The following is a 20,406-nucleotide window of genomic DNA, read 5'->3' as shown; positions in this document are numbered from 1 at the left end:
GGCTCTCCTCAGGGAGCCAGAGCGCAACCGCCCTCTATGCTGGTGAAAGTCTACATCTAGATACATTCATCATCTCTAGCGTGAGACACTTCCTTCAAGGTTGGGTGTTCCTTTACCCGTGGTGATCAAACGCAACAAACTCTGTTGGATATACTGTGTCCACGCAGGCATGCAGGCACCATAACACTCAACCTGGGGAACTAAACCTTCGTGAGTAAAGGTGAGTTTCGTTTTATCGCCTTCCTTAGAGATGTCAAAAATGACTTTTGTGCCCGTCCACTCGCTTTTATCTGCAAGAAAACTCATATCGCTATCCGTAACCAACCAGACAACTTTTCTGTCAGGGATTACCTCTATCAATTTTTGTTTGGAATAATGGACGCCTGGAACCTGAAAGATAAATTCATCATTGAGTTTTTCGGCGTTACCTTCAATGCCTCTTGACCACCATCCGCGCACATTGGTGACGGCATTAAAGACTTCGCCTGGAGGTCGATCTACCAAAATGGTCGTGGTGAAATTCTGAGTACTAGATGTGTTCATAGCTATCCTCTCTTCCCTATCTCTCTTAAAATTCGCTCATGTTGATAATAGATATTCCTGCATACTGCAATTATAATTCTACCGATAAATAAAGAAAAAAACTTCTTCGATCTTGCTCTTTATCTGGGAATACAACACTTATAGAAATATCTAGCCCATACAAATACAAATTTAACATGAAAGGCATGATAGTTTGACTTATATTCACTATACTCCACAAATGTCAGGTAATTAAAGGTTTTTTTGGCCTGTTATAAATATCAGGAGGATTTCTGGGTAAATTACCAGGGACAACTGTTCGCGTATAGGTGATAATAGAGAAGGAGATGCTAAATGAATTTTCTGGCTTTTCTTGATAGAGTGAATAAAAGCGGGTATATGGTTTATTAAGGAGTGCATAGCATGGAAACCGAGAAGACGCTGCCACCAACCTTGTATGAGTGGGCCGGTGGCGAGGAAGCGTTCAAGCGGCTGACGACGACGTTCTATACGAAAGTATTGGCCGATCCCCTGATCGGGCCGCTCTTTGCCGGAATGGCTGAGGATCATCCACAGTATGTGGCGTGGTGCCTGAGTGAGGTCTTTGGCGGCCCGAAGTCCTACACGGAGCATCGGGGAGGCCATCGACACCTGATTATGCAGCATCTGAATCGTCACCTCAGTGAGCAGCAGCGCGCCCATTGGGTCAGTGTGTTGCTGGAAACAGCCGACGAGATCGGGCTGCCCGCTGACCCGGAGTTTCGCGCGGCCTTTGTCAGCTATCTTGAATGGGGCAGCCGGATCGCCCTGGCCGTTTCGCAGCCCGGCGTAGAGATCGGCGAGGACCTGGATCCGATGCCCCATTGGGACTGGATCGTTCAGCCTCCCCAGGATACGACCCCTTAACGACCATGAATGCGGCGGATCTCCTGGATCTCCTTGCAGTGGGTCATGACATGATAGGCCTGGCTATGAAGCATATCCTGTACGCTCAAGGTTGTCGCTTCATGGCCAACCCAGGTAAATACGACGCAGCGTTTCATAGCAGCCGGCAAATGCCGCACCAGTTGCAATGTGTGCTCATGGTTAGCACGAAAAAGCGCCAGGGCAGGTCCAATGGCTCGTCCAGCGTAGTCCAGCTTACCGGCACTGGCATTATCGGTGGTATACCAATCATGCCGATACTGGCATCCCGATTGTGTTAACGCAGCCTTGACTACATGCATCCAGAGATCATCGCCGTCAGAGATATGATGCACCAGTTGCTGTATACTCCACTCACCGGGAGACTTCGTTAGCTGTAGATCCTGCTCAGATAACCCGGCCAGTGCCTCATCCAGGAGTTGTGGTCCCTGGGCATAGCGCTCAAGCACATCCTCAGCTGAACGCGTCGTAAAAAGCAGAATATTGCCATCCGGATCACGCACACCCAGCGCGGCATCACCGAAGACCGTCTTCAGTTCCCGTATACTGGTAAATCCGCGTGTAGCCCACTGAGCCTTCAATTCGTCCAGATCCGGACAAAACAGCGTCAGGAAAGTGCCAGGCTCGATCGTGACATATCTCTCCTGCACATAATCCGTAATATCGCCCGCATCGGGGCCAGCCAGTAAGATTGCCTCATGGCTAAAATCTGTTACCACTGCCAACGTTGCGGGCAGATCCTCATCACTACTCCCAAAACCAAGCACCTCAGTATAAAACGCGCGACTGGCGACAAGGTCCTTGACATGTAACAGCAAAGCCGGACGAGAGGGTAACTTATCAACCTGTACCATAAGTTCTGCTCCTTCAGCATCTTTATCCCATTACTCTATACTTATACCTTACAAAATTATGCCCATCTTCGTCAACCATCTCACCCCCACAATAACGAGATGAGGGATGGCGTAGGCGCTTGTTTTCGCCTACGACATCCCCGGATGTATCTTCGCTGAACTTTATGGATGGCTATGCGCAGTACGAGTTAGGAGCTACGGCGAACGTCATGCAGTTTCCTGAGCAGCATTCACGATCGAAGCCACAAATGACCCCTTTGGCTTTACAGCTACACTTGCCGTTGAAGCAGTCGCCCGAACAACAGTCACGGGCGTGCGCGCACTTCGTCCCATAAGAACTACAATTCGCGGCGGCCAGGGCTTTGCCGATGCCACTGGCACCGAGCACACCACCCACAGCGCCCGCGAATAATACCCCCATAGCCCGTCGACGGGATGTACTGGTCGCCAGCGATCTGGTCAACGCATCAAATTTACTGGTACCCATACTTTCTTTTTTCCCTCTCGCATTCCGCTCACAGACAAAGCTATACTTGCATATAACTCGTCATAAAGCAGGCCGGGATCAAAAGGGGCATAGAAGAAAAAATGCCCCTTTTAAATCCATCAAATGTACAACCACAACTATTATTTGTAGAAGTGCGGTTCGTAGTACCAATACCACAAAAGAGAAAAGAAAGTCAATAAGATCATGATATGCGATAAGCAGGAAAGCCCCATGATAATAGTGTTTGTGGAGGATATTTGTGAGCTCGCATAGCTCACAACCACATGGTTGCGAGCTATGCGGGATATGCTCATCAGGAGGGATTAGACTGAATGCAGTTGGCCGCTCAGGATGGTGATGGCCTGACCACCAAGGTGGACGCGCTCGCCGTCGAGGGTGACACGCACAATGCCGCCACGCGTGGATGCCTGGTAGCCAGTCAGGCTTTCACGACCAAGTTGCTGGCTCCAAAAGGGACTGAGAGCGCAGTGGGCGGATCCGGTCACGGGATCCTCATTGATGCCGACACTGGGACAGAAGAAGCGGGAGACAAAATCGTATTCGGCGGCCGCATCGCTGGCGGCGGCTGTGACGATGACTCCACGTGCAGGAATGGTGGCGAGCAGCCCAAAGTCCGGCTGCAGACTACGCACAGCGGCTTCTGATTCCAGCTGCACCAGATAATCAAGCTGGCTTTTGACGACACGCTGTGGTGTCACCCCCAGGCTCTGGGCCAGGATGGGCATAGGCTCGGCTACATCTTGTCCTGGCTTGGCAGGGAAATTGAGCTCGATCCAATCGCCGGCTCGTCGGGCGGTCAAGAGGCCGCCGCGTGTATAAAAATGGGCCTCCGCCTCTGGTGCCAGGAGACCCTGCTCCCAGAGCGTATGGGCACTGGCCAGCGTACCATGACCACAGAGCTCAAGCTCTGTTTTGAACGTGAACCAGCGCAAGCGATAGCCATCAGACTCGGGAGAGAGAAAAGCGGTGGCCGCAAGGTTCATTTCTCTTGCTACCTGCAACAACCAGTCATCTTCGCGTGGCCCATCCAGCACACAGACCGCCGCCGCATTGCCCGCAAAAGGTGTGCGTGTAAAAGCATCAACGTGAAACAAAGGAAGGCTCATATTCCATAATTCTCCTGCAATATAACATTATTTCTAATCCCATTGTAGAAGATGCTCTATGCTCTACTCAACAGCCAATATGCTATATATCGAGCAAGCCAATAGTGCTCTATTTTAGCTAGCGCTTGTTTCCTACTCTCATTGTGGAGGTATAGCCAGCCACACTCGGGCGCCTTTGGCGCTCCAAGAGTTTTACGTGTGGTGTCAAAAAGTGTTCGGAGAACACTTTTTGACACCACACGTAAAAGAAGCATGGGCCCTTCAGAGCCCGAGTACGGCTGGCTGCACGCTCCACGATGAGTGTGGAAAACAAAGGCTGTCAAAGAGCGAAAAATGTACAAAGTCGAGCTTATAGGTGAGCCCGACGAATTTGATGGCGCCACTATCGTTCAAAGTGATTATTTATTATATAGTGCAGTCGTTGCAAGCGGCAGCGTGAACCAGAAGGTGGCGCCTGCTCCGGGGCGGCTGATCACGCCGGTCATGCCCTGGTGCTGCTGGGTAATAGCGCGGCAAATATGCAGGCCAACGCCTAGTCCGATGTTGGGAACGCCCGAATCTTCCTGGACATGGATGGTGGACACTCGATAGAAGCGCGTCCAGATCCGCTCCTGCTCGTCTTCGGGCAGGCCCGGACCTTCATCGCGCACCTGCACTCGGGCCTGGGAGGCCTGCTTCTCAATGCGGACAGAAATTGGCTTATCGCTGGGGGCATACTTTAAGGCATTGGAGAGATAGTTATTGACGACCTGCGCAATACGATCTGCATCCGCTACGACGGAAACACATTCATCGGGGATATCTTCCAGCACAATCGTACGCATAGGAGCAATGATGCGCTGGCTCTCGACGGCCTCGCGTACAATCTGGACCAGGTCACAAGGAACTTTGATCATGTGGAGTCGCTGCCCCTCGATACGGGAGGCGTCCAACAAATCATCGACGAGCCGATGCTGCACCTCCGTCTGCCGTAGCGCAATGGAGAGCACCTGCTGCACCGATGTGAGTCGCTGCTGATCAGCTGGCTCGCTCTCTTTAATGTAGCGCCGCAATCGGCGCTGGGCCAGTTGAATATTGCCCTGGGTCGCCGTCAAAGGCGTCTTTAGCTCATGGCTCACCAGGCCAATAAAATCCTCTAGCTGTCGATGTGCCTCCTGGGCCTTATCGGTATTCAACTGGGCATGCAAGCGCGCTAGCTCACGTTGATGGACAATTAAAGAAATAATGATGCCAGAGAGCGCGAAAGTCGCTAAAAAGCTGATATTGTAGATGCTCCAATTATGAAAAATAAGACCATAGGGATGGACATAGAGCCAATCGATCACCAACAAACCCAGCAGAAGCGTAAGAAGCGAAGGACCAAAGCCCCAGATAAAAGCCACCAGAATAATATAGAAATTCAGGAACGCACTGGGAAGAAAGACCGGTATCTGCCAGCTTTCGCGTTCAAGGCCTGTCAGGAGACCAATGCTGACCAACAAAAAACCAGCCAGATATCCATAGAGAGGACGACGCCACAGCGGCATGTGTCCCATCGTATAGATATGCCACTGGATATGTTTTCTTTGAGGCCACAGATTGCGTGCATAAAACTTACTTAACACGTTGCATCTCCCAGACACAAAAACTCAACCTATCTGCATAAAAGCTCCTCTATACTTAGTCATACACCACTTTGATTTTATAGTTTAATTTTTCGATCGTCAATGTACCCCAAAGCAGGAGAGGTTATTTATTTTTTTGCAACGACATGCACACCATCGTGGACATGCTCAGAGACGTTCACTTGGGGCGAGGAGACGGCGATCATGATCGTAAACAGGTGCTTTGACGTGGGTCGAGGAGACGGCCCAGGTGAACGTCCCTCACCATGATCATGTTAGTGATGACCTATCGTGATGTGAAATGGATGAGGGAATGGGTCCATGCTTGTCCCCAATGGTTGTTTGTAGAATGAAACCGGGGCGTGGTCTCTGGCGTGTTGCTTAATGCGAGATTGATTGTGGCACGCTTGAGATTGGTGAAGCCAGAAAGAAGAGCAAAAAAGATGGTTGAAGGGACACTTGTAAAAAGCAAAGGGAGTCCGGCTCTGGCATATGGACTGCTATTTGGAATTATCCTGAGCATAATCCAGGTTGCGCTTGTTCTGCTCCTGAATTATCTGCGACAGCCTGCTCTGACATTACCACTTAGCCTGGCTGGACTTGTGCTGGCACTGGTGATATATTTCTCTGCCGGTGCACGGGCAGTACGGTCAACGGGACGTGTGGGCACAGGGGCTTTTGCCGGTATGTGGACCGCAATTATCAGTTCCCTCATCAGTCTGGCCGCTGCCTCTCTACTGGCCGCCGGTAATAGCAGCACGTTACATAACATGTGGAACCTGATGATCGAGGATATGTCGAAACGCCTCAATCAGCCAATTCCGGCTACCGCCGATCAATTTCTGGTTGGAGCCGTCGCCGCGACCGGCCTCGGCAGTTTCCTGCTCATGCTACTGCTTGGCATTCTGATTGGCGCGATCGGAGGCATGATCGGACGTAGTCAGACGACACGCTATAGCCGTGTGTACGACAGTGCTCGTACCAACCTTCCCAAAAGAAGCTGATGCTTAACCTATAGAGGTTGGTAAGAGGCGGCACTGGTCGTGCCGCCTCTCCTGCATTTAGCGTATATAGGAAAGGACCAACGCACGGAGATTCCATTGCTGATTGAGTGATTGCGGTGTATTTCTAGGATAGGAAATGATCTGCGTTCCTGGCGCTGTGTTGCCACCATAGATGTCAAGCACGTAGCCATTAAGCTCGCTGATAATGTAACCACGTGATATGCGCCAGCGCTGGTTGGATGATGCGGGTGAGTTACGAGGATAAGAGATGATCGGGGTTGCCGGCGCTGTGCTGGCACCACTTATATCCAGTACATAGCCGTTAAGCGCGCTGACAATATAACCATCCGCGCTAATGTACCAGACCTGATTGGGCGTGAGTGGGGTGTTCAACGGATAAGCAATAATACGCGCTCCTGGCGAGGTATTGCCACCTCGGATATCCAACACATAGCCATTTAAGCGACTCTGGATCACATAGAGGCCTGCCTCGACATCATTTCTAGGCAGCCCATGCTCACCTCTATCATCATCTCCCCGTGGAGGCGCAAACGGAGGCTCTTTAGCTGCGAAAGTTGTCTGAGGGAAGCTCAGAGCCAGGCCAGCCGCCCCCAATACACCAGCGGTCGCCACCTTTAAAAAGTCAGTGCGGCTCAGATGGCGCTCCTGACTCTGTCCACTTTCAAGTTCTTGCTGCTTATCATCATTTTTAGACATAATTCTCTCCTTCTTCTTTCCACATATGATATCTATTTAGATATCTACTACTACTATAAAGAGTTCCACAATATATAGCGATGAATTTATTATCTATTTAATTATCTCATCCATTTATGTGAACTATTTCATAGCTTTTTCGCACCTGCCTCTACCAAACCACACCAGCTTTGCTAAGGATTACAGATCCAATACCCCCTTGCTTTTTATATATCGATTCGTTATACTATGGCATATACTACTATCGAATCGATATATAAAAAGGGATACCCGATGGCGACGAACGAGAACCAACCAAAAGTGAAGAAAGCACAGGAAAGTAAAAAAAGTAGTGGCGGGCGCAGTCCCCAGCCAGCCTATGAGCTATTTGTGCTTGGGGAACTGATGAATGGACCACAGCATGGCTATAAACTGCATGCGATTATCCAGCGTATCCTGGGTCCATTCCATCGTCTCAGTTGGGGTACCCTTTATCCTCTGATCCGCAGGCTGGAAACGCAGCATCTGATTACATCGGAGAGCGAACAGGACGGTGAGGAGGGAGCCGAACGAGGGGAACGAGGACAGCAGCGCAAGCATTATCGCCTGACGGAGGCCGGTCAGGAACGCTTCTTTGCGCTCATGGCAGATCCGGGGGATTATAACGCGGACTATCCAGATCTGTTTGCGATCAAACTCTCCAAGTTCAATCTGGTATCTCCCGAGCAGCAACTGGCCGTGTTGCAGCACTATTATGACTATCTACGTGTACTGCGGGACCACTATGGGCATGGACGCAGCCAGATCATGGCCAATCCTGGCATCAATGATGAAGAGCGACCCTTTGTCCTGCAGCTATCCGATTATCATATGAGTTATCTCGATGCCAGGCTAGCCTGGCTTGAGACAAAGATCGCTTCCCTGACTATAGGACAGTGAATACCAAAGAATCGAGATCGATAAAAAATGAATGATATCAAACAGGCAAAGGTGACCGGGACAGAAAAGGATCTTCTGTCCACTTCAACCGGCAAAAAACGTTCGCGTAAACGCTATGTCCGGCGTGTCTTGCTGGGCTTGTTATGCATTCTGGTGGCAGGTGGCGCGCTCTTCGGCTGGGGTATGTGGTCCTCGCGCTATCCCGATAGGATCAATATGGGGACGGCCTGCGATATGGGCTCGATGCCTGGCATGGATATGAGCTCGACACAGGATACTATGTGCCAGGGCAACACCCATACCAGCGGGACACCGATCGCGGCGCTGCAAGCACCTCAAACGGCGGCCCATGTTGATACATTTACCCTTATCGCTCAATCCAAAAAACTTACATTGGGTAGCGGCAATACGACCGATGCCTGGACGTTTAATGGTACATCTCCAGGACCTACCTTACATGCACGACAAGGTGACCTGCTGATCGTACATCTGGTCAACCACCTCTCGGTCTGTGTCAGCATCCACTGGCATGGTATCGCGGTCCCCAATATTGCCGATGGCGTAGCGGGCGTCACCCAGGATGCGGTGAAGCCAGGCCAGACCTATACCTATCGCTTTGTGGTTAATGATCCCGGCACCTACTGGTATCATTCGCATCAGGAGAGCTTTGACCAGACAAACCGTGGACTCTTCGGCATGCTGGTGGTGGCGCCAAAGACGCCTGCGGTGCATGATGATGTGGATATGCCGCTGGCCCTGCATAGCTGGAATGGAGCATTTACCCTCAATGGCAACGCCGGCACACTCCAGATTGCGGCCCGACCTGGACAATGGGTGCGCTTGCGCCTGGTTGATACTAATAGCTCATATCAATTGACTCTGGCCGGTACTCCGTTTATGGTGGCGGCCCTGGATGGACACGATATCAACCAACCTGCCTTCCTGACAACAACCACACTCGCGGTAGATGGTGGACAGCGCTACGACCTGCGTTTCCAGATGCCGGCTCAAGGTTCAGTGGCGCTCTTCGCGGCACACGATGGCGAGCAACAATATCCCAAACAGCCCGCGCTCCTGGTCGGAACAGGCGCACAGGCGGCCCCAACTATCAGCAAGACCGTGTTTGACTTCGCGCACTACGGCCAGCCACTGCCAGAAAAGATTACGCCTCAGAGCCATTTCGACATCACCTATACCATCTCGCTCGGTACCACCATCGGCTTCTCCAACGGCCGACCCGGGCCCGTCTTTACACTGAACGGCAAAGCTTTTCCTGATACCCCCAACCTGCTAGTAAAACCAGGACAACTGGTCCGATTACGCTTTGAGAACGGTGCCAATAATGGCATCCATCCCATGCACCTGCACGGCCATACCTTCACCCTCCTCACCAAAAACGGACATGCCCTCACCGGGAGTCCCATCCATCTGGACACCATCAGCTTACACCCCGGTGAAAGCTACGAAGTCGCCTTCTACGCCGATAATCCCGGCCTCTGGATGATCCATTGCCATAACCTTTTTCACGCCAACCATGGCATGGACATGATGCTGGTCTATCCCAACATCTCCACACCCTACAGCATCGGCAACGCATCCGGCAACTTCCCCGACTAACCGTAACGGCAGGGCTTGTCCCTGCGACCTGTTCACGTAAGAAATGTCCCTGAAATACAGCTACCAGCGAACAGTGGCACGTACGACCAGGCACAAACCAGAGGCTGGATGCGCTTTGCTCTGCTTGTTTTAAGGATACGTGTCTCGGGGACATTTCTTACGTGAACAGGTCGCAGGGACAAGCCCTGCCGCTACTGCTCGTTTATTTTTTATTTTTCGTTGATGTATCTTTTTCATTGAGGAGAAATTGGGAGAAATGCCTATTGCACTTCGCGCTATTGAACTCTACAATAGAGATAGCTAGACCTTTACATATTTGATGGCCTTTGATGTTATGCCCATTGTCGCGTTTACTAAAGAGAAGCATTCAGTCAATTAGCAGTATCGAAGGGAGCACACGATGTTTCGTCCCAGAAATATCTCAGGTGGCATCTTTCTCATAGGGTTAGCCCTGGCAATCATTATCGGTCATAATCTATTCTTACCCATTTTCTTTGTTACGTTAGCCTTTACCTCACTCTTCGCGTCTGGAGAGCTTGATAATCCACAAGCCCGCTTTGGCAGTCTATCGGGATTTGTCTGGCTACTCACTCTGGCACTGTGTTTCCTGACAGGGCAATGGGCATTAATCCTGCTTGGTATTGGAGCGACAATCATATTACGGGCATACCAGAATCCTATTAATGACCGAATGCGGTCCTGGACTAATAATCCTCCTCCACCAACCTATCAGGCTCCTCCACCAACCGCTTACTATCAGCCACCCAGCCCACAGGCTCCGGAGCGATCCTACAACGAAGGCTATCCACCAGCAGAGCCTGTCCGCCCGGCCGAACAACCACCCGTGGCTAGCGATCCCTATGCCGCCGAACAATATGATCGTCCCCAGACCAATTATCCGGTTCAACCTCCACCCATTCAGCAATAAAGTTATCAGCTAGCCTGGATGCCTGGACACTACATTTTCAGCGTGTCTAACCATCCAGGCGGCACTCTATATAGAGTGCAGTACGCGACTAGCTCAGCAGCAGTTGTTGCACTAAGAGGTAGACATTGACGGCCGCGATACCAGTCGCCAGGGTCCAGGCTACAATATTGAGCCAGCGCTTATTCACAAACTTGCCCATCTGTTTTTTGTCGCCGGTGAACTGGACCAGCGGGATGACTGCGAAGCTGAGTTGGAAGGAGAGGACGACCTGGCTCAGGACCAGCAGGGCGCCGGTTCCGCGCTCTCCATAGATGATGGTGACAATAACAGCTGGAATAATGGCGAGCAGACGTGTAATCAGGCGTCGAATCCAGGGCTTGAGCCGTAGATGCAAGAAGCCTTCCATTACGATCTGGCCTGCCAGGGTACCGGTGAGGGTAGAGTTCTGACCGGACGCCAGCAGGGCAATGGCGAACAGGGTACTGGCAATTGGAACGCCCAGGACCGGCGAGAGCAGTTTGTAGGCGTCGGCGATATCGGCGACGTTGGCGTTTTTGGTGCCGTAGAAAGCGGCGGCGGCCAGAATTAAGATGGCGGCATTAATAAAGAATGCAAAGAGTAATGCGACAGTCGAGTCGATGGTCGCGTATTTGACCGCCTGGGTCCTGGCTTCGTCGGTATGCTCGTATGCGCGGGTCTGCACGATACTTGAGTGCAGATAGAGGTTGTGCGGCATCACGGTAGCTCCGAAGATACCAATGGCGATGTAGAGCGCGCCCGGATTGGTGACGATCTGCGTTGATGGGATAAGTCCACCGGCAATGCCCGCTAATGAGGGCTGTGAGATAAACAGATTATACCCAAAGCAGACGGCAATGGTCAGGATCAACACGGCAACGATGGCTTCGATGACGCGAAAGCCACGGTTCTGTAATAACAGGATTAAGATCACGTCAACGGCTGTAATCAGGACACCGACAATCAATGGGATCCCAAACAAGAGGTTGAGGGCAATGGCCGAACCGATGACTTCAGCCAGATCACAGGCGATAATAGCAATCTCACAGATGAACCAGAGTCCGATGGCAACGGGACGCGAGTAGTTTTCGCGACAGGCCTGGGCCAGATCACGGCCCGTGGCGATCCCCAGTTTCAAGGCCAGATGCTGGAGCAGGATAGCGACCAGATTTGAGATCAAGATGACCGAGATTAAGAGATACCCAAAGCGTGCGCCGCCAGCCAGATCGGTCGCCCAGTTACCGGGATCCATATAGCCGACCGCGACCATCAGGCCGGGTCCGCCATATGCCAGCATCGTGCGCCAGAAACCCTTTCCCTTAGGAATATGGACCGATGCATACACTTCCGGCAAGGAGGGTGTGATCAGTGTTTTCTTCCATCCACTCTTCTCCGGGATGGTGCTGGTTGGTGTTTCTGCCATGATCAAACTTTCTAGTGTGTTTCTTTACATGCTCAAAAAACCAGTAAAGATAAATTTTATAGTTACAAAATAATTTTTTATAAGTCTAAAACTTTATTTAACATACTTTCAAATTATTGTCAACCTTTATTGAAATATTTATTTTGCGAGTGGACTGAACCACTTCATGTGATAGGTCGTTCGCCCACTACGCGGGCGGTAGGAAGGGAGAAACGGGGGCCACAGCCCCCGATCCCCCAGTCAAGGGGCTCGCTGCCTCTTGCATCCCCGCCTGGCTATTACATGCTGTCTGACGAACTACTGGCATAAATTATCAGCGCTTTGCAACACGAACAGGCCATCTTTCGTACATTTTTTAGTTCAGGATTCCTTAAGCGTGCAGAGGATGAATAAATTCTTATAATCATGTAAAATGCTTATAGCTAACATAGGGCTGCTCTAAAGCAAAGGAATAAATATTTATGGCCAGAACACTTGATGGAGGTCTGCTCACCCGGAATCAATCCGCGCCAGAACGTGCGTTGCACGCGGTCTGGACGCTGCGCTTAGCGCTGGGATTGACCGCCCTGCTGGGGGCGATCTTGTTTCTTGAGGGAACCAGTTGGGATATCCAGTGGCATATCTTTTTAGGGCGTGATCGCACCTTGATCCCCCCGCATATGGTGATGTTGACCGGTGTGGCACTGAGCGGCATTTCAGGCCTGCTAGCGGTGGTACTGGAAAGTTTCTGGGCCCGCCGTGATAGTCAGGTGGCGCAACGGGGCACCAATTTTGCCAGCATCTTCTCCGGCTCACTGGGAGCGTATATCGTCGGTTTCGCGGCCCTGGATGCCGCCATTGCTTTTCCATTGGATGCCTACTGGCATGCGCTCTATGGGATCGATGTCGCCATCTGGGCTCCGTTCCACATTATGTTTGTCGCCGGTATGGGAGTTGTCGCACTGGGATCCGCCTATATGCTAGCCTCGGCCGCCAACCTGGCATTCAGTCGCCGTGGCAAACTCGTGGCCTCAATCGGCCTCGCGCTAGCCCTGGCCACCGTTTTAAGCATCTTTACCCTGCTACTATTTGACTCCATGGAAGTGGGCAATACTCCCTTGCTGGGATTTTTCTACCTGAACTTTTTCCCGCTCCTGGCAGGTGTATTGACGACATTTGTACTGGTAACGGCGGCCTATGCCTTACCCTGGCGCTGGTCGGCGACGGCCATCGTGAGCCTCTACCTGCTCCTGGCTGGCATCATGGCGGTCTATGTACAACCCGCTACCGACTGGCTGGCCAGCGTGGAGAACCTGAGTTATCGACGGGAAGCCATATTCACATCCGCGGTCACGCTACAATGGTTTATGGCGCCCGTGCTCGTAGCGCTTCTGATCGACATCGCTGTACGTCATGCCCAACACAAACACTGGTCCACGCGCAAACTCACCCTGGTCCTGACAGCCATCGCGATGTTGAGCACCTTGCCATTGGAGCTCTTGCGGCCCGAACTTCTTCTGATGGTCTTTGTCTATCTCGGCCCACTCGGTAGCCTCGCCTCTTACCTGCTTGGATTGGCAGGGGTGTATATAGGACAACACTGGGGACGAACCGTTGGCGACTCGATGGCTATACTTGAAAGGTAGGGAAGCGAATATGTCCAAACCACTCCAATTTGTCCTGCTGGGAATCGGTGTCCTGGCCTTACTGGTAGTACTGGGTGAACTGGCCTACTCGGTAGCTGCCACCACCCATGGCAGCACACCAGCCAGGGTCGTCAAGGTCAATGCGGGCAAGTATCCCTTGACCGTCAATCTGTATACCTATCCTGCCAAAGCCAGCTATGCGCTCCCATTCTCGATCGAGCCGCAGCAGCCGATCAATGGCAAGCTCAGCTACGACGTCACCTCGACGCCCGATCCCAGCGATGCCAGCGCCACCCCGGTACGAGCAGGATTAAGCCCGGACGCCAACCACCCCAACGCCATCCAGGGCACCGCCGAAATCACCGTCCAGGGACTCTGGACCCTCGACATCAGCGTTAATGGTCCCGACGGCCCTGGTGAGGCCCGCATCCCTATCACCGCCACCGCGCCACCCGCCCTCCCCCAATGGCTCGGCTGGGCCATCGGACTCATCCCCATCTATGGGCTCACCATCTTCCTTATCGCTCAGCGCCGCCGGCCCAAAACGCAACAACCCACCGTCGCCGCCTGATATCCAACCGACCATTACCGTTGTAGGTAATGGTCGGCTACATAGGGGTAAAAAAACATAAAATAATTTATTTCTCTTTTTTCCAAAATAATAGTATTAAATAGGATTACTGGTACTATACACTATAGTATGTAATATCAGCATTTAAGAAGGAGCTTATTTTGAATACGACCAGTTCAACAGCGACACGACTCTATCTTTTACAATTGGCGCTTGGTGGCGAGGGCACACCGGTACCAGGTTATCTCATCCAGACCAGCGATGGCAAGAATATTCTGGTGGATACGGGCGTTCCGCTGGATGGCTCATTCACGCCAAATGGGGGCCATGAGATGCAGGTTTTCTCCGTGGTGGAGCAACTGGCCACGATTGGCCTGACACCACAGGATATCGATATACTTGTCTGTACCCACTTTGATCCTGATCATGCCGGCAATCATGATGCTTTCTTGTCTTCGGAGCTCGTGGTACAGCGTGCGCACTATGATTTTGCTCGGGCCAGTGCCTCTCCCCGTTTTCAATTGACGCGTGCGCATTGGGATCATCCCGCGTTACGCTATCGCTTCGTAGAGGGAGATACGGAGCTGGTTCCAGGTGTGGAACTGATTGAGAGCAGTGGACATGTCCCTGGACACCAGGCGGTCCTGGTACATCTACCCGAAACGGGGACGGTCTTGCTCGCCATCGATGCGGCGGCAATGGCGGATGATCTAGATCCCGCCACACGCGCGTTTGAAAACGGCGTCGACCTCGATCCCGCTCAGGCACTGGAAAGTGCACGCAAACTCTTCAAGCTGGCACAAACAGCCGGTGTGACCCTGACCGTCTTTGGTCATGATGAGCAGCAGTGGCCCACCCTTAAAAAAGCGCCCGCCTACTATGCCTGACAGCTAGCAGGACGCAGAATCGTGCAAGGGATTGGACATCGGTATAGCCAGCTGCTTCAGAAGAGCGCTGGCTATACAACAGGCGGTTCCCTCGCTTTCACCATTCTTCCAGGCAGGGGAACCGCAGCAAACCAATGTATCTTCATACAATTGAACCTGCACGTAAGGATACTGGATCGCCACGCTGCGGCGGGCGACGAATTGCCCGCTGAGGGGCAAAGCTACGGGGATGGTGTCGTGTGTCATGGTAGAACAATTCTGCCATGGCGCGTTGATCGCGAGGATGTTTTACTATATAGGAACTTTTTTATATCCCTATCCGTCTTCTTCTTAGAGGAGGGATACTATGCGTAGTAATAAATTTTATGGCATTTTATTCATAATGGTCCTGTTCTGCTCAATCTTCCTGACGGCTTGCGGGAACCAGGGGCCCCAAACTGGCTCAAATTCATCTGTAGCTCATCCTGCCACGACACCACCGCTAAAGGGCGGTCAGATTTCTCGGCCCACGGGCACCGGCACCAATCCTGAACCTGGGACTACGAGCAAGCCTCAACCGGCGCCAGCGGGACATGCGGAGTCAATTGTTGTCGCCAATGGCCAGGCTTATGTAGGATCAGACAATGGCCAGATCTATGTCTTCGATGCGTCTCATGGCAACATACGCTGGCAACACAGCGAGCAGGCAACGCATCTTTTTGCTGTGGATGGTGACACGCTCTACGCTGGCGATGATGCCTATAACACCTTCTACGCCCTGGATGCCAGCAATGGCATGGTACGCTGGCAGCGCGCGCTGAACATGGGATTTAATGTGGTCAAGGTTGCGAACGGGATAGTCTATGTTGATGCTCTCAGCGGGAGTTCCCCCTCGACGATCTATGCGTTGCAGGCCACGACTGGAAAGCTGCTCTGGCAATATGCAGTGGCTTCGACTACCCCCAGCCTAGTCGCAGTCAGCCAGGGCCGCGTCTATGATATTCCTTCGCGTGATACCAACAGTTCTGGCGCACCCACGCCATTAACGGTCCTGAATGCTACCGACGGCCATGTACTCTGGCAACTAACGCCCAGGGCCGGCGAGGGCACCTTTGGTAGCGGAATCGGTGGTGGCATTGCGGAAAACAACGGGGTCGTCTATTTCTCTACGACGCAAGGGACGGTTTACGCAGTACAGGAGGCCAGCGGAACAGTGCTCTGGCACACCAGCCAGCCGACCAGCGATGCTCCCAGACCGGTGTTCAGTGCGGCGGCCCCCGTCTTCATGAATGGTGTGGTTTACGCTGGCACGAGTAGCGCAGTTTTCGCCTACCAGGCCAATACTGGTCAGCAACTCTGGCAGTATCATACGAGTAAACAAGGAGGACCGCCGCTGAGCATTCAACCTCTGGCTAGCCAGGGCGCAATCTACTTTGCTACCGGCATTCCACAAGGAGATTTGGTCGCGCTGAACGCCAGCACTGGTCATGTGCTCTGGCAACATCCCCGGACCGGTGGAGGTGGTGGCGATGCCTGGCTCCTGCTCAATGGGCTGATTATCAACCAGATTGGTGAGGTTGCTGCCTGGCGCACCAGCGATGGCGGCCAGGTCTGGAGTCATAACAGCAATAACAACGCGGGCCCGCCCGGTCCCGGCAGAAACGTCTTCACCGATACCAGCACAGGCACGCTCTATGTAGGCGGTAGTGATGGAAACCTCCAGGCCTTGCGCGTAAGCGATGGCGCGCAACTCTGGACCTACCACATTCAAGAAAAGCCAGTCCAACAAGCGGCCATCTACAGCGCCCTTGTGACCTTCCGCAACTCGCTCTCCTATGAACAGGCTCTCCAGACTGTCAGCGACCTAGGCTTGAAAACCTTCGCCGTCTGCACATTCTCCTGGGCTCCCGAGGACAGCAAGGACTCGTACACGAAGTATCATACGCTCGAAGTAGCCGCGAATACCAATTCCGCGCCGCTCTGGTTGAACCGTTTGCAGGCTATACCAGAAATATCGCAGATCCAGGGACAACCAGTAAATGCTATGCGCCACTGCCCACTGGAACCGGTTGGTCCCATTCACCGTCTCGATCCGAAACAGGCGGCCACCTATCTTCAGATTAATTTCACCAGCGCTACGCCCTACCTCAACGCCTGGGAAAATCTGAACGCGCTGGGCTTTCGCCTGGCCGATCCTTGCTATGAGAAAGAGCGAGCACAGGGCAAGGCACCCACCTGGCACGTTATGGGTGAAGAAAGCAGCTTCACGCAAACACACACCCTGGTCCTGGCTACCACAACCTTCAACGCGACCATCTGGCACCAACAACTTCAAAGTATCGTTAGCGTCAAACAAGTGACCACGCTCTCAGGTTCAACCTGCCCTTAATACAGGACGCAACACCCCAAAAATCATGTTGCAGCTAAACTGCCAGTCTCTTCTCTGATTGTATATAGAGAGAAGAGACTTTTTTTTTGTTTGCGGCAGATTATCTCCTCTTTAAAGTTTTTGGTCCCTGTACTTATACTAAGAGTAGAAACAGGGTTGCCTTCCCATAGAGGTTTTCATAAAGGCAGTACATGCGAATTCCACCGATGATTGTCGATCTATGAACGTTTTTGTCGCCCTGGACGGGGCGGCAAAAACGTTTCCTCGTGCTCCATGATGCATTGTCTACCATTAATGGGCACGGGTTGCTAATATGGATGCCAGACGTTCGGTATAGCTCAATACACCCAAAAAAGGAATGTATGAAAAACATGCGGTCAGTAGAAAGTAGCAGCGACCGTAGATCTCTGCTCATAAGAATACTCGCTATCCTTGCGCTTGTTTGCGGCCTGTTCGTGTTACGCCCACTTGATGCCGTACACGCCGCCCCTGTTAGTCCTGTGGCGATCAATGTCTATGGACAGGGCGGTAGCTTCACGACCGCGACCGCGAACAAAGGTGGCGTTAGTGCCAACAGCCTGAATGCACCGGTGGATGTCGCTCACGATAGTGCGAACAACCTGTATATAGCAGATACGAACAACAACCGCGTGCTTTTCTATCCCAGTGGCAGTACGACCGCGACCCGTGTCTACGGCCAGGGCGGTAGCTTCTCCACCGCGACCGCGAACAAAGGTGGTATCAGCGCTGACAGCCTCAATGCTCCACAGGGGGTCGCGGTCGATACCAGCAACAATCTCTATATCGCCGATACCAATAATAGCCGCGTCCTCTTTTATGCCGGTACCAGCACGACCGCCACCCGCGTCTATGGTCAGGGCGGCGATTTTACCACTGCGGCGGCGAACAAAGGTGGCATCAGTGCTGACAGCCTCAATAGACCCACTGGTGTTGTCGCGGATAACAGCAACAATCTCTATATCGCCGATACCAATAATAGCCGCGTCCTCTTTTATGCCGGTACCAGCACGACCGCCACCCGCATCTATGGTCAGGCTGGCGATTTTACCACCGGCACGTCCAACAAAGGTGGCATCAGTGCCGACAGCCTCAATAGCCCTCAGGGCGTTACTACAGAAGGTAGCAATCTCTATATCGCTGATACCAATAATAGCCGCGTCCTCTTTTATTCCGGCTCCAGCACGACCGCGAGCCGTGTCTATGGCCAGGGTAGCGATTTTACCACCGGAACGTCCAACAAGGGGGGTATTAGCGCCGACAGCCTCAATAGTCCCGCGCACACCGCGATTGATGCCAGTAGCAACGTCTATATCGCCGATACCAATAATGCGCGTGTCCTCTTTTACGCTGGCACCAGCACGACCGCCACCCGCGTCTATGGCCAGGATGGCGACTTCACCACCGCGACCTCCAATAAGGGGGGTATCAGTGCTCAAAGCATGACCCAACCAGCCAGCCTGGGAGCAGATAGCCTGGGAAACCTCTATGTGGCTGATGTCAATAATAACCGGCTGCTGGACTTTCAGAACAGCCTTAGCGTCAGTACACAACTACCCACGTCAGTGGCAACGGACACGCACTTTACGGTCGCCGGCGAGTTGATTGATCGCGGCTCCGGCTCGGCATTCTCTGATTTCACCGGAACCGTCACGGTCCAGATCACGCCAGGGTCGGGTACAGCAGGAGCGGTATTAAGTGGAACCACTTCGGTAGCGGCTGTGGGTGGAGTTGCCACCTTCTCTGATCTCTCGATAGACAAAGTTGGCAACTGCTATCGACTAACACTAAGCACTCCAGGGGCTGCGTCGACGCAAACGCATCAATTTAGCGTCACTGGACTGGCAACACCTGCGCCCTGTAGCGGCAATACCTGTACTCTGCATATTTGCCTGGCAGTTACTGGTAGCACACTCACCGTTAACAGCAATCCTACCTTGATCGTCAACCATGGCCAGACCATTCCCGTCATCAACCAGGATCAGTTCATTCCCTTTTCTTTTCTTGCCACCGTTGCTGACCTACGCGGCACTGCCCATGGCTGGACAACCGCTGCCAGCGCGACAGCCATCAATTTCGCAGGCGGAGGCTCAGCCGATTTAATCCTTGCCGACACGTTTCCCATCATTGCAACCTGCACCGGAGGCGCTAATTGCTCATCCCCATCCACCCTCACACTTGGCTCCGGCGGTCAAAATCTGGTTCCGGGCCCAGTCACCCTGGCCACCGCCTCCATTGAGGCCGGCGCAGGCTCATATAACATCGCTGCCAACGGCACCTTCCTGGTCCCAGCCAACGTTGATGCCAATGGTTATACCGGCGGAGTCATCACAATGTCAATCACAGGCAACCCCTAACACAACACACCACCAGCACCGATCATACCTACCACATTCATCCAGAGCCTTCTCCTAATAGGAGAAGGCTCCCCTTATTATCTATTATGTACTTTTAGCATCACCACAACTATTCTTTATTATTTAACGCCACGTACAATTTTTCTACATACCCACCTTTTTTGAGGAGGGAAATAGCGAGGCGGTTGTGACCGCCTCGCTATTTCCCTCCTCAAAACAAGCGAGAGCCGTAGGCGCGAGGTGTGAGGGATAAAACTTGCACATGGCGTTATGTAGGAGGTGGAGTACGGATGTGCAAAATTCGCACATCCGTACTCCACCTCCTACATAATAAGGTAAGGATGCTTTAGCACCCGAGTGTGCCCAGGCACAACAATCCCAAACCACATCCAAGATGTTATACTGCTAGAAGAGATTTTATACATTGAGGAGCACAA

At 52.4% G+C, this 20,406-nt stretch carries 17 protein-coding genes; 10 read left to right on the top strand and 7 right to left on the bottom strand.

Annotated elements, in window-relative coordinates:
• Positions 1-75 precede the first annotated feature (75 nt).
• A complete protein-coding gene (locus EL633_RS20670) occupies positions 76-543 on the bottom strand; it encodes an SRPBCC family protein (RefSeq protein WP_126629009.1) in 468 nt (155 codons plus the stop codon).
• A 402-nt stretch (positions 544-945) separates the two neighbouring features.
• Between EL633_RS20670 and EL633_RS20665 the strand changes: the two genes are divergently transcribed.
• Positions 946-1,428 (top strand): group II truncated hemoglobin, encoded by a 483-nt coding sequence (locus EL633_RS20665; RefSeq protein ID WP_126629008.1) that lies wholly within the window; start codon positions 946-948, stop codon positions 1,426-1,428.
• Here EL633_RS20665 and EL633_RS20660 read toward each other — a convergent pair.
• The 4 genes from EL633_RS20660 to EL633_RS20645 form a co-directional block, all read right to left on the bottom strand.
• On the bottom strand, positions 1,425-2,300 hold the full coding sequence (locus EL633_RS20660; protein WP_126629007.1) for a DinB family protein: 876 nt from the start codon (positions 2,298-2,300) through the stop codon (positions 1,425-1,427). The genes EL633_RS20665 and EL633_RS20660 overlap by 4 nt on opposite strands.
• A gap of 172 nt (positions 2,301-2,472) precedes the next feature.
• Positions 2,473-2,787: a hypothetical protein gene (locus tag EL633_RS20655; RefSeq protein ID WP_126629006.1), complete on the bottom strand. Its 315-nt coding sequence runs from the start codon at positions 2,785-2,787 to the stop codon at positions 2,473-2,475.
• A 323-nt stretch (positions 2,788-3,110) separates the two neighbouring features.
• A complete protein-coding gene (locus EL633_RS20650) occupies positions 3,111-3,914 on the bottom strand; it encodes a PhzF family phenazine biosynthesis protein (RefSeq protein ID WP_126629005.1) in 804 nt (267 codons plus the stop codon).
• A gap of 398 nt (positions 3,915-4,312) precedes the next feature.
• A complete protein-coding gene (locus EL633_RS20645; protein ID WP_126629004.1) occupies positions 4,313-5,518 on the bottom strand; it encodes a sensor histidine kinase in 1,206 nt (401 codons plus the stop codon).
• A gap of 443 nt (positions 5,519-5,961) precedes the next feature.
• Between EL633_RS20645 and EL633_RS20640 the strand changes: the two genes are divergently transcribed.
• A complete protein-coding gene (locus tag EL633_RS20640; protein ID WP_126629003.1) occupies positions 5,962-6,522 on the top strand; it encodes a hypothetical protein in 561 nt (186 codons plus the stop codon).
• Between the two features lie 57 nt (positions 6,523-6,579).
• On the opposite strand, the gene EL633_RS20635 is transcribed toward EL633_RS20640, so the two are convergent.
• Entirely contained in the window at positions 6,580-7,239 is a 660-nt protein-coding gene (locus EL633_RS20635; protein WP_126629002.1) for an RICIN domain-containing protein, read from the bottom strand.
• Between the two features lie 273 nt (positions 7,240-7,512).
• Between EL633_RS20635 and EL633_RS20630 the strand changes: the two genes are divergently transcribed.
• From EL633_RS20630 to EL633_RS20620, 3 genes are all read left to right on the top strand, one after another.
• A complete protein-coding gene (locus EL633_RS20630; RefSeq protein WP_161982287.1) occupies positions 7,513-8,157 on the top strand; it encodes a PadR family transcriptional regulator in 645 nt (214 codons plus the stop codon).
• A gap of 27 nt (positions 8,158-8,184) precedes the next feature.
• Positions 8,185-9,774: a multicopper oxidase family protein gene (locus EL633_RS20625; RefSeq protein ID WP_126629000.1), complete on the top strand. Its 1,590-nt coding sequence runs from the start codon at positions 8,185-8,187 to the stop codon at positions 9,772-9,774.
• Positions 9,775-10,174: 400 nt separating this feature from the next.
• Entirely contained in the window at positions 10,175-10,702 is a 528-nt protein-coding gene (locus tag EL633_RS20620; protein WP_126628999.1) for a hypothetical protein, read from the top strand.
• Between the two features lie 88 nt (positions 10,703-10,790).
• Here EL633_RS20620 and EL633_RS20615 read toward each other — a convergent pair whose 3' ends face one another.
• Complete coding sequence (locus EL633_RS20615) at positions 10,791-12,143, bottom strand: Nramp family divalent metal transporter (protein WP_126628998.1); 1,353 nt, start codon at positions 12,141-12,143, stop codon at positions 10,791-10,793.
• A gap of 461 nt (positions 12,144-12,604) precedes the next feature.
• Here EL633_RS20615 and EL633_RS20610 point away from each other — a divergent pair, with 461 nt between their 5' ends.
• From EL633_RS20610 to EL633_RS20590, 5 genes are all read left to right on the top strand, one after another.
• Positions 12,605-13,768: a hypothetical protein gene (locus EL633_RS20610; RefSeq protein WP_126628997.1), complete on the top strand. Its 1,164-nt coding sequence runs from the start codon at positions 12,605-12,607 to the stop codon at positions 13,766-13,768.
• A 10-nt stretch (positions 13,769-13,778) separates the two neighbouring features.
• Complete coding sequence (locus EL633_RS20605) at positions 13,779-14,339, top strand: hypothetical protein (protein WP_126628996.1); 561 nt, start codon at positions 13,779-13,781, stop codon at positions 14,337-14,339.
• 161 nt (positions 14,340-14,500) lie between these two features.
• Complete coding sequence (locus EL633_RS20600; protein ID WP_126628995.1) at positions 14,501-15,226, top strand: N-acyl homoserine lactonase family protein; 726 nt, start codon at positions 14,501-14,503, stop codon at positions 15,224-15,226.
• Positions 15,227-15,572: 346 nt separating this feature from the next.
• The gene (locus EL633_RS20595) at positions 15,573-17,594 is read left to right on the top strand and encodes an outer membrane protein assembly factor BamB family protein (RefSeq protein WP_126628994.1); all 2,022 of its coding nucleotides are present in this window, start codon (positions 15,573-15,575) and stop codon (positions 17,592-17,594) included.
• Between the two features lie 371 nt (positions 17,595-17,965).
• The gene (locus EL633_RS20590) at positions 17,966-19,969 is read left to right on the top strand and encodes an NHL repeat-containing protein (protein ID WP_161982286.1); all 2,004 of its coding nucleotides are present in this window, start codon (positions 17,966-17,968) and stop codon (positions 19,967-19,969) included.
• Positions 19,970-20,406: the final 437 nt, after the last annotated feature.

It is taken from the genome of Dictyobacter alpinus (assembly GCF_003967575.1).
GTDB classification, from domain to species: domain Bacteria; phylum Chloroflexota; class Ktedonobacteria; order Ktedonobacterales; family Ktedonobacteraceae; genus Dictyobacter; species Dictyobacter alpinus.
Note: the sequence above shows the minus strand (reverse complement) of the source record. Positions and strands in the feature narration are given on the sequence as shown.

Bases quoted from the DNA above. Each gene is read 5' to 3' on its own strand.
- EL633_RS20670 (WP_126629009.1), bottom strand. From the start codon at position 543: ATGAACACATCTAGTACTCAGAATTTCACCACGACCATTTTGGTAGAT.
- EL633_RS20665 (WP_126629008.1), top strand. From the start codon at position 946: ATGGAAACCGAGAAGACGCTGCCACCAACCTTGTATGAGTGGGCCGGT.
- EL633_RS20660 (WP_126629007.1), bottom strand. From the start codon at position 2,300: ATGGTACAGGTTGATAAGTTACCCTCTCGTCCGGCTTTGCTGTTACAT.
- EL633_RS20655 (WP_126629006.1), bottom strand. From the start codon at position 2,787: ATGGGTACCAGTAAATTTGATGCGTTGACCAGATCGCTGGCGACCAGT.
- EL633_RS20650 (WP_126629005.1), bottom strand. From the start codon at position 3,914: ATGAGCCTTCCTTTGTTTCACGTTGATGCTTTTACACGCACACCTTTT.
- EL633_RS20640 (WP_126629003.1), top strand. From the start codon at position 5,962: ATGGTTGAAGGGACACTTGTAAAAAGCAAAGGGAGTCCGGCTCTGGCA.
- EL633_RS20635 (WP_126629002.1), bottom strand. From the start codon at position 7,239: ATGTCTAAAAATGATGATAAGCAGCAAGAACTTGAAAGTGGACAGAGT.
- EL633_RS20630 (WP_161982287.1), top strand. From the start codon at position 7,513: ATGGCGACGAACGAGAACCAACCAAAAGTGAAGAAAGCACAGGAAAGT.
- EL633_RS20625 (WP_126629000.1), top strand. From the start codon at position 8,185: ATGAATGATATCAAACAGGCAAAGGTGACCGGGACAGAAAAGGATCTT.
- EL633_RS20620 (WP_126628999.1), top strand. From the start codon at position 10,175: ATGTTTCGTCCCAGAAATATCTCAGGTGGCATCTTTCTCATAGGGTTA.
- EL633_RS20615 (WP_126628998.1), bottom strand. From the start codon at position 12,143: ATGGCAGAAACACCAACCAGCACCATCCCGGAGAAGAGTGGATGGAAG.
- EL633_RS20610 (WP_126628997.1), top strand. From the start codon at position 12,605: ATGGCCAGAACACTTGATGGAGGTCTGCTCACCCGGAATCAATCCGCG.
- EL633_RS20605 (WP_126628996.1), top strand. From the start codon at position 13,779: ATGTCCAAACCACTCCAATTTGTCCTGCTGGGAATCGGTGTCCTGGCC.
- EL633_RS20595 (WP_126628994.1), top strand. From the start codon at position 15,573: ATGCGTAGTAATAAATTTTATGGCATTTTATTCATAATGGTCCTGTTC.
- EL633_RS20590 (WP_161982286.1), top strand. From the start codon at position 17,966: ATGCGGTCAGTAGAAAGTAGCAGCGACCGTAGATCTCTGCTCATAAGA.